The 7,784-nt window shown below is 61.2% G+C and carries 7 protein-coding genes; 4 read left to right on the forward strand and 3 right to left on the reverse strand.

Going from position 1 to position 7,784, the window contains the following annotated elements; all coding sequences use genetic code 11:
• Positions 1-3: 3 nt before the first annotated feature.
• The 4 genes from recA (at position 4) to alaS (ending at position 5,371) form a co-directional block, all read left to right on the forward strand.
• Complete coding sequence (gene recA / locus ACOVQ0_RS01200; protein ID WP_421879089.1) at positions 4-1,074, forward strand: recombinase RecA; 1,071 nt, start codon at positions 4-6, stop codon at positions 1,072-1,074.
• Between the two features lie 141 nt (positions 1,075-1,215).
• Positions 1,216-1,842 carry a glutathione S-transferase family protein gene (locus ACOVQ0_RS01205; protein WP_421879069.1) on the forward strand — a complete coding sequence of 209 codons (627 nt, stop codon included), beginning with the start codon at positions 1,216-1,218 and terminating at the stop codon, positions 1,840-1,842.
• A 15-nt stretch (positions 1,843-1,857) separates the two neighbouring features.
• Positions 1,858-2,682: a class I SAM-dependent methyltransferase gene (locus ACOVQ0_RS01210; RefSeq protein ID WP_421879073.1), complete on the forward strand. Its 825-nt coding sequence runs from the start codon at positions 1,858-1,860 to the stop codon at positions 2,680-2,682.
• A gap of 43 nt (positions 2,683-2,725) precedes the next feature.
• Complete coding sequence (alaS, locus tag ACOVQ0_RS01215) at positions 2,726-5,371, forward strand: alanine--tRNA ligase (RefSeq protein ID WP_421879076.1); 2,646 nt, start codon at positions 2,726-2,728, stop codon at positions 5,369-5,371.
• A 3-nt stretch (positions 5,372-5,374) separates the two neighbouring features.
• Here alaS and ACOVQ0_RS01220 read toward each other — a convergent pair whose 3' ends face one another.
• The 3 genes from ACOVQ0_RS01220 to ACOVQ0_RS01230 form a co-directional block, all read right to left on the reverse strand.
• Complete coding sequence (locus tag ACOVQ0_RS01220; protein WP_421879079.1) at positions 5,375-5,536, reverse strand: hypothetical protein; 162 nt, start codon at positions 5,534-5,536, stop codon at positions 5,375-5,377.
• Between the two features lie 62 nt (positions 5,537-5,598).
• Positions 5,599-7,383 (reverse strand): cation:proton antiporter, encoded by a 1,785-nt coding sequence (locus ACOVQ0_RS01225; protein WP_421879082.1) that lies wholly within the window; start codon positions 7,381-7,383, stop codon positions 5,599-5,601.
• 129 nt (positions 7,384-7,512) lie between these two features.
• Positions 7,513-7,784: isocitrate/isopropylmalate family dehydrogenase (locus ACOVQ0_RS01230; RefSeq protein ID WP_421879085.1), on the reverse strand; the 272-nt coding region annotated here is incomplete at its 5' end.

Genomic DNA, 7,784 nt, shown 5'->3' on the forward strand with positions numbered 1-7,784 from the left:
GCCATGGCGGCTCAGCTCAAGCTCATCGAGGAAGGTAAGATCAAGGACATGGATCGTCAGAAGGCGCTCGAAGCGGCCCTTGCACAGATTGACCGCGCGTTCGGCAAAGGCTCGGCGATGAAACTGGGGTCCAAGGAGGCAATGCAGGTGGAAGCGATTTCCACTGGCTCGCTCGGGCTGGATATCGCGCTGGGCGTGGGTGGATTGCCGCGTGGGCGTGTGATCGAAGTGTACGGACCAGAAAGTTCGGGCAAGACGACGCTTGCGCTCCACGTCATTGCCGAAGCCCAGAAGACAGGCGGCACGGCAGCCTTTATCGATGCCGAACATGCGCTCGATCCGGTCTATGCCCGCAAGCTGGGTGTCAACATTGACGAACTGATCGTGTCGCAGCCGGATACGGGTGAACAGGCGCTGGAAATCACCGACACGCTGGTGCGTTCGAACGCGATCGACGTGCTGGTGGTCGATTCGGTTGCCGCGCTGGTGCCCCGTGCTGAAATCGAAGGCGAAATGGGCGACAGCCACGTTGGCTTGCAGGCCCGCTTGATGAGCCAGTCGCTGCGCAAGCTTACCGGTTCGATCAGCCGTTCGCGCTGCATGGTGATCTTCATCAATCAGCTACGCATGAAGATCGGCGTGATGTACGGCAACCCTGAGACGACGACGGGCGGCAACGCACTCAAGTTCTACGCATCGGTTCGTCTCGATATCCGCCGCACGGGCCAGATCAAGGATCGTGACGAGATCGTGGGCAATGCCACGCGCGTGAAGGTGGTGAAGAACAAGGTGGCACCGCCGTTCAAGCAGGTCGAGTTCGACATCATGTATGGCGAAGGCATCTCCAAGATCGGCGAAATCCTCGATCTTGGCGTGAAGGCCGGTGTGGTTGAAAAATCGGGCGCCTGGTTCAGCTATGACTCGATCCGCATCGGGCAGGGGCGTGAAAACTCCAAGACTTTCCTGCGCGAGAATCCAGAGATTTGCAGCCGTATCGAAGCCGCGATTCGTGGCCGCACCGATGAGGTTGCCGAAGGTCTGATGGTCGGCCCGGACGCGGACGACGACAACTGATCTTCAGGGCGGCAAGCCGGTATCCCGGTGAGCCAGCCAGACAAAAGGCCCGCGCGTTCCCCGGCAGGAATGCGCGGGCTTTTCGTTTGCGTTCGTAGGGTTGCGGTTTAACCTTGCGGTTAATTCGCCGGGAGAATCATTGTGAGCATCGTCGTCCATCATCTGAACAACAGCCGCTCGCAGCGCATACTCTGGCTGCTGGAAGAACTGGGAGTCGACTACGAGCTTCGTCACTATCAGCGCGATGCCGTGACGAACCTTGCCCCGCCAGAACTGAAAGCGATTCATCCGCTGGGCAAGTCCCCCCTGCTGGAAATCGACGGACGGGTGATCGAAGAATCGGGCGCGATCGTGCAGGTGCTGTGCGAACGCTATGGCAAGGAAACTTGGCTGCCTGCAGCCGGATCGGATGACGAACTGCGCCATCTCGAACTGATGCACTTTGCCGAGGGATCGGCCATGACGCCGATTCTGTTGCAGCTCTACACCTCGCGGCTCGGCGATGCTGCTGCGCCGTTGAAGCCGCGCATCAATGAACAACTTGCGGCCCATTTCGGTTACATGGAACAGATCCTGCGCCCGTCAGGCCATTTCATAGGCGATAGCTGGACCGGGGCGGATGTGATGCTCAGCTTTCCGGCGGAGATCGCAGTGATGCAGGGGGCGGGGGAGACCTTCCCGAAACTCGCTGCTTTCGTTGCGGCCATACGCGCTCGCCCGGCCTGGCAGCGTGCGCGGGAGAAGGGCGGCGCATATTTTGGCCAATAGCGGTGAGGTGAAGCGATGACCGGTGCAAGCGACTGGATGGGCACGGTGGGCCGCAGTTGGGCGGCAGAATGGCGGCGCACGGATGCGAGCTTTGCCCAACTGACGCCGCAATTGCTTGCGCTAATTGGTGAGCAGCCGGGGAAGACAATTGTCGATGTGGGCTGCGGGGCAGGGGAGCTTTCGATCGCGCTGGCCAGCGCCCGGCCTGAGGCAACCGTTACCGGCGTTGATATTTCGGAAGACCTGATCAAGGCAGCGTCTTTGCGTGCGGATTTACCCAATTTGGGGTTCGAGTACGCCGACGCGACGCAATGGCAGCCTGTGCAAAGGCCAGATCTGTATGTGTCACGGCATGGCGTGATGTTTTTCCCCGATCCATCGCAGGCTTTTACACATCTGGCCGAAGTTGCCGCGCCGGACGCACGCATGGTGTTTTCGTGTTTCCGAAAGGCAGCGGACAATGCGTGGGCAGCGCGCATCGCGGAACTTTTGCCACCGGGGGATTTGCCTGCGCCGCAGCCATTTGCGCCGGGACCGTTCGCCTTTGCGGAACCGGATCATGTGCGACGCTGCATGGTGGGATGGCATGACCACACGTTCACGCCGGTCGATTTCGGCTATGTCGCAGGGCAGGGCGATGATCCCGTAGAGGAAGCATTGGCCCTGTTCCGGCGAATCGGACCTGCCGCGCCGGCGTTGCGCGCCTTGCCCGAAGATGAGCGTCCTGCGCTCGAACAGCGGCTGCGCGACCTTGTCGAAGGCCATCTGGAAGGGGACCGGGTGGTCTTTCCTGCTGCGGCCTGGCTGGTAACAGCTTCGTCCGATCACCGTAATGGATGAAACGTGCTTGTAGCGCGCCGAACGCTGGCCTAATCGGCGCAACATGACTTCGACGAACGAAATCCGCCGCTCCTTTCTGGAATACTTCGGCTCGGCCGGGCACGATGTGGTGCAGTCTGCGCCGTTGGTGCCCTATAACGACCCGACGCTGATGTTCGTGAACGCCGGGATGGTGCCCTTCAAGAACGTGTTCACGGGACTTGAAAACCGCGCCGTGCCGCGTGCGACATCATCGCAGAAGTGCGTGCGCGCAGGGGGCAAGCACAACGATCTCGACAATGTGGGTTACACCGCACGGCACCACACATTCTTCGAGATGCTCGGCAACTTCTCGTTCGGTGATTACTTCAAGGAGCAGGCGATCACCCATGCGTGGACGCTGCTGACGAAGGAATGGGGACTGCCGAAGGACAAGCTCCTCGCCACTGTCTACCACACTGATGACGAAGCGTTCGAGCTGTGGAAGAAGATCGCGGGCCTGCCCGAGGATCGCATCATCCGCATCGCGACCAAGGACAACTTCTGGGCAATGGGCGATGATGGCCCGTGTGGCCCGTGTTCGGAAATCTTCTTCGATCACGGCGATCACATCTGGGGCGGCCCTCCGGGATCGCCGGAAGAGGACGGCGACCGCTTTATCGAGATCTGGAACCTCGTGTTCATGCAGTTCGAGCAGACTGCGGGCGAGATTACCGGCAGCCTGCCCAAGCCCAGTATTGACACCGGCATGGGGCTGGAGCGCATTGCGGCGGTGCTGCAGGGCGTTCACGACAACTATGATACCGACACGTTCAAGGCGCTGATCGCAGCCTCGGAGAGCCTGACCGGCGTGAAGGCCGCGGGTGAGCACACCGCAAGCCACCGCGTTATTGCCGATCACTTGCGGTCGACCAGTTTCCTGCTGGCCGATGGCGTTCTGCCGTCGAACGAAGGGCGTGGCTATGTGCTGCGCAGGATCATGCGCCGCGCGATGCGTCATGCGCATCTGCTGGGCACGAAAGACCCGTTGATGCACCGCCTTGTGCCCGCGCTGCTGGCAGAGATGGGCGCGGCCTATCCCGAACTGGGCCGGGCGCAGCCCCTGATCGAGGAAACGCTGCAGCGCGAGGAAGTTCAGTTCCGCCGCACGCTGTCGAACGGTATCAAGCTGCTTGACGAGGCGACCGCCGCGCTGGGCGAGGGCGACAAGCTGCCCGGCGAAACCGCGTTTCGTCTCTACGATACGTATGGCTTCCCCTATGACCTGACCGAAGATGCCCTGCGCGCACGCGGGATCAGCGTGGATCGTGAAGGCTTTGACGGCGCGATGGCGCAGCAGAAGGCTGCAGCGCGTGCGGCGTGGAAGGGTAGCGGGCAGGCTGCCGACAGCGAAGTCTGGTTCGATATCGCCGAGCGCGTCGGTGCGACCGAGTTCACCGGCTATACCGCCACCACGGGCGAGGCGCAGGTCGTCGCGCTGGTGAAGGACGGCAAGGAAGTGGATAGCGCTGGTGCGGGTGATGATGTGACCGTCATCGTCAACCAGACGCCGTTCTATGGCGAAAGTGGTGGCCAGACCGGTGATGCGGGTGCGATCACTGGTGCCGATGGGCTGGTGCTGGCGGTGAACGATACCGCCAAGCCGCTTGGGCGTCTTCACGCGCACAATGCGACCGTGACGAGTGGTTCGATCAAGGTTGGCGATGTGGTGAAGCTCGATATCGACGTGGCTCGCCGCGATGCGATCCGCGCAAACCATTCGGCCACGCACCTGTTGCACGCGGCGCTACGCAATCGGCTTGGTGGGCATGTGACGCAGAAGGGATCGCTGGTCGCGGCGGATCGCCTGCGCTTCGACTTCTCCCAGCCCACGGCGCTGACGGCAGAGGACATTGCGGCGATTGAAGCCGAGGTGAATGCCGAAATCCGTGCGAACGAGGTGGTTTCTACCCGCCTGATGAGCCCGGACGATGCGATCGAAGCTGGCGCGATGGCGCTGTTCGGCGAGAAGTATGGCGACGAAGTGCGCGTGCTTTCGATGGGCCGGGCAAGCGACAAGCACTATTCGGTGGAACTGTGCGGCGGCACGCATGTGCGCGCTCTGGGCGACATCGGCGTGTTCCGCATCGTAAGCGAGAGCGCAGTGTCTTCGGGCGTGCGGCGGATCGAGGCGCTGACCGGCGAGGGCGCGCGGCAATGGTTCGTGGCGCGTGAGGATGCGCTGAAGAACACGGCATCGATCTTGCGCACCACGCCGGACGAGGTGGAAGCCCGCGTTGCGGCATTGCTTGACGAACGGCGCAAGCTGGAGCGTGAACTGGCCGAAGCGAAGAAGGTGCTTGCGCTTGGTGGCGGCGTGGCCAAGACTGAAAACGCCGACGAGAACGTGAACGGCGTGATGTTTGCCGGGCAAGTGCTGGAAGGGCTTGATCCCAAGGAACTGCGCGGGCTGCTCGATCAGGCCAAACAGCGCCTTGGTTCGGGCGTTGCGGTGATTGTTGCGGTGAACGACGGTAAGGCGTCCATCGCTGCTGCTGTAACGGAAGACCTTGTGAGCAAGGTAAGCGCTGTTGATCTTGTTCGGGCCGGTGTTGAAGCGCTGGGTGGAAAGGGCGGCGGCGGTCGCCCGGACATGGCGCAAGGTGGCGGGCCGGACGGTAGCAAGGCTGCCGAAGCGATTGCTGCAGCCAAAGCTACCATCGCGACCTGAACATCAACGCCCTCTGCTGGCGCCGCGGGTCTGTGGTTCAGATCCCCGCGCCAGATCTTTTTCGGGCATGAGACGATCAGTCAGCTGCGGCTTGGAAATTGGTCCATGATCGGGCTGATCGTCTTGGGTCGCGGGGCTTTTGTCTGGCTTGTTGTCCGGTTTCATCGTTGCTCTCCTTTCAATCAAAACGGAGAAGCAGGGTATTGGTTGCCTTTTCGCTGGGAAGGTCAGGTAGAGCGTTCGCGCAGTGAGGCGGACTTCAAACGGGGCATTTCTGCCAAGCCGCCGTCTTCCATGATCTGTTGCCGGAATTCGTCGCGTTTTTCGTGGATGGAAGCGATGACGAGGCCCATCGGAAAGCCGAGATCGACCAGCACCGCTTCGGAAAGCTGGAGCGAGCTTTCCAGCGTTTCCGGTACGGCATGGGTCACGCCCAATTTATAGAGTTGGGCGGCATGTGCGGCATCACGCGCACGGACAGTAATTGGCAGATCGGGGTGCGATGCGCGTAGCTTTCGGACAATACGCATGATCAGCACCGGCTCGTCCATCGTCAGCACCATCGAGCGGGCATTTTCAAGACCGAGCCGAGCAATCGCGTTTTCGCTATCCACGTTGCCAAACAACACTGGATAGCCCTGCTTGCGCGCGGCTTTGACGATGCCGGGATCGGTATCGATACCGATCCACGGCGCACCGTGGACAGACAGCATTTCCCCCACGAGGCGGCCGACGCGGCCAAATCCCATTACAACGATACGTTCGCCTTCAGGCTCGGCCACATCTTCTGTCTGTCCCGCGTCGGCAGAGCCGCGCGCGACCAGTTTGCCCCAGCGCTGGCCTAGCATCGCAAGAAGCGGCGTGATGGTAAGACCGATAGCGGTGACGATCTGCCAGAATTGTGCGGTTTGACGATCGATCAGCGAAGCTTCGGCGGCTGTTGTCAGCACGATCAGCGTGGTTTCCGATGGACTGGCCATGAGGATGCCCGCCTCCAGCGCTGTGGCGCGTTCCTTGCCCATCGCGCGCAGGGCAAACATCGTGACCAATGCCTTCAGCACGACCACGCCAACCACCGCCAGCGTCAGCGGTCCGATCATCGACCATACGACGCGCAGATCTATCCCCATGCCGATGGTGATCAGGAACACGCCCAGCGCGAGGCCTTTGAACGGCTTGGTGATCGATTCAACTTCGGTGTGATATTCGGTTTCCGCGATCAACAGGCCGGCAAGCAATGCTCCCATGATGGGCGACAAGCCAACGAGCGAGGTGGACAGGGCTGATGCGATAACCACCAGCATCGTGGCGGCCAGAAACAGTTCGGGGCTTTTTGTCTGTGCGGCCTGCGCAAAGAGGCGCGGCAGCAGCAGGCGTCCGCCGACCAGCAGCACGGCTACCACGATGCCGCCGTAGACCAGCGTTTCGCCAAGGCTTGGCCCGGCGGAATGCGCGGCATAGGGCGCAAAGGCGCCGAGGATGAAGATGATCGGCACCAGTGCGATATCTTCGAACAGCAGCATCGAAAGCGCCGCGCGCCCAACGGGACCGTTCGTGCCCGCAATCGGCAAGACCAGCGCTGTGGACGACAGGGCCAGAGCCAGGCCAAGGCCGAAGGCCCCGGACACCTGCAAGCCGGTGGCCATAAGCACCATCGCCAGCAGGAAGGCCGAAACGCCAAGCTCCATTGCGCCAAGCCCGAAGACCAGCCTGCGCATATCCCAAAGGCGATTGAACGATAGTTCCAACCCGATTTCGAACAACAGCAGGATGATGCCGAATTCGGCGAACGGGGTGATCGCGGCGGTATCGGATATCGTGAAGTAATAGAGCCACGGAAACTGCGGCACCAGCGCGCCAAGGCCATAAGGGCCAACTGCAAGGCCCACCAGAATGAAGCCGATGATCGGGGTGATGCGGAACCGGGCAAAAGCCGGGATCACGATGCCTGCTGCACCGAGGATTACGAGAGCGTCGGAAAGTGCGGTTGTAGGTTCAAGATTGCCTGCCATCGTTGCAGGGTAGGCAAGGGGGGGAAGCCTGTCACCCGTTAAGGTCTACTGATGGGGTAGAATTCTGAATCGAAAAAGGCCCCGGCGTGAACCGGGGCCTTTCGGTGTCCTTGCGGAAAGAACGCAGGCTTATGCCCAGTTCTTCATTTCCGTTTCGAGGTTTTCGACGATCGCTTCGAAGAACTTTTCGGTCGTCATCCATGCCTGATCCGGGCCGATCAGCAGTGCCAGATCCTTGGTCATCTTGCCGCTTTCCACGGTTTCGATGCAGATGCGTTCGAGCGTTTCGGCGAACTTCACCACTTCGGGCGTTTCGTCGAACTTGCCACGATACATCAGGCCGCGCGTCCAGGCGAAGATCGAGGCGATCGGGTTGGTCGAGGTCTGCTTGCCCTGCTGGT

The sequence above is a fragment of the Novosphingobium sp. genome (genome assembly GCF_049240505.1).
Taxonomy (GTDB): Bacteria; Pseudomonadota; Alphaproteobacteria; order Sphingomonadales; family Sphingomonadaceae; genus Novosphingobium.

Bases quoted from the DNA above. Each gene is read 5' to 3' on its own strand.
- ACOVQ0_RS01220 (WP_421879079.1), bottom strand. From the start codon at position 5,536: ATGAAACCGGACAACAAGCCAGACAAAAGCCCCGCGACCCAAGACGAT.
- ACOVQ0_RS01225 (WP_421879082.1), bottom strand. From the start codon at position 7,383: ATGGCAGGCAATCTTGAACCTACAACCGCACTTTCCGACGCTCTCGTA.
- recA (WP_421879089.1), top strand. From the start codon at position 4: ATGGCGGCTCAGCTCAAGCTCATCGAGGAAGGTAAGATCAAGGACATG.
- ACOVQ0_RS01210 (WP_421879073.1), top strand. From the start codon at position 1,858: ATGACCGGTGCAAGCGACTGGATGGGCACGGTGGGCCGCAGTTGGGCG.
- alaS (WP_421879076.1), top strand. From the start codon at position 2,726: ATGACTTCGACGAACGAAATCCGCCGCTCCTTTCTGGAATACTTCGGC.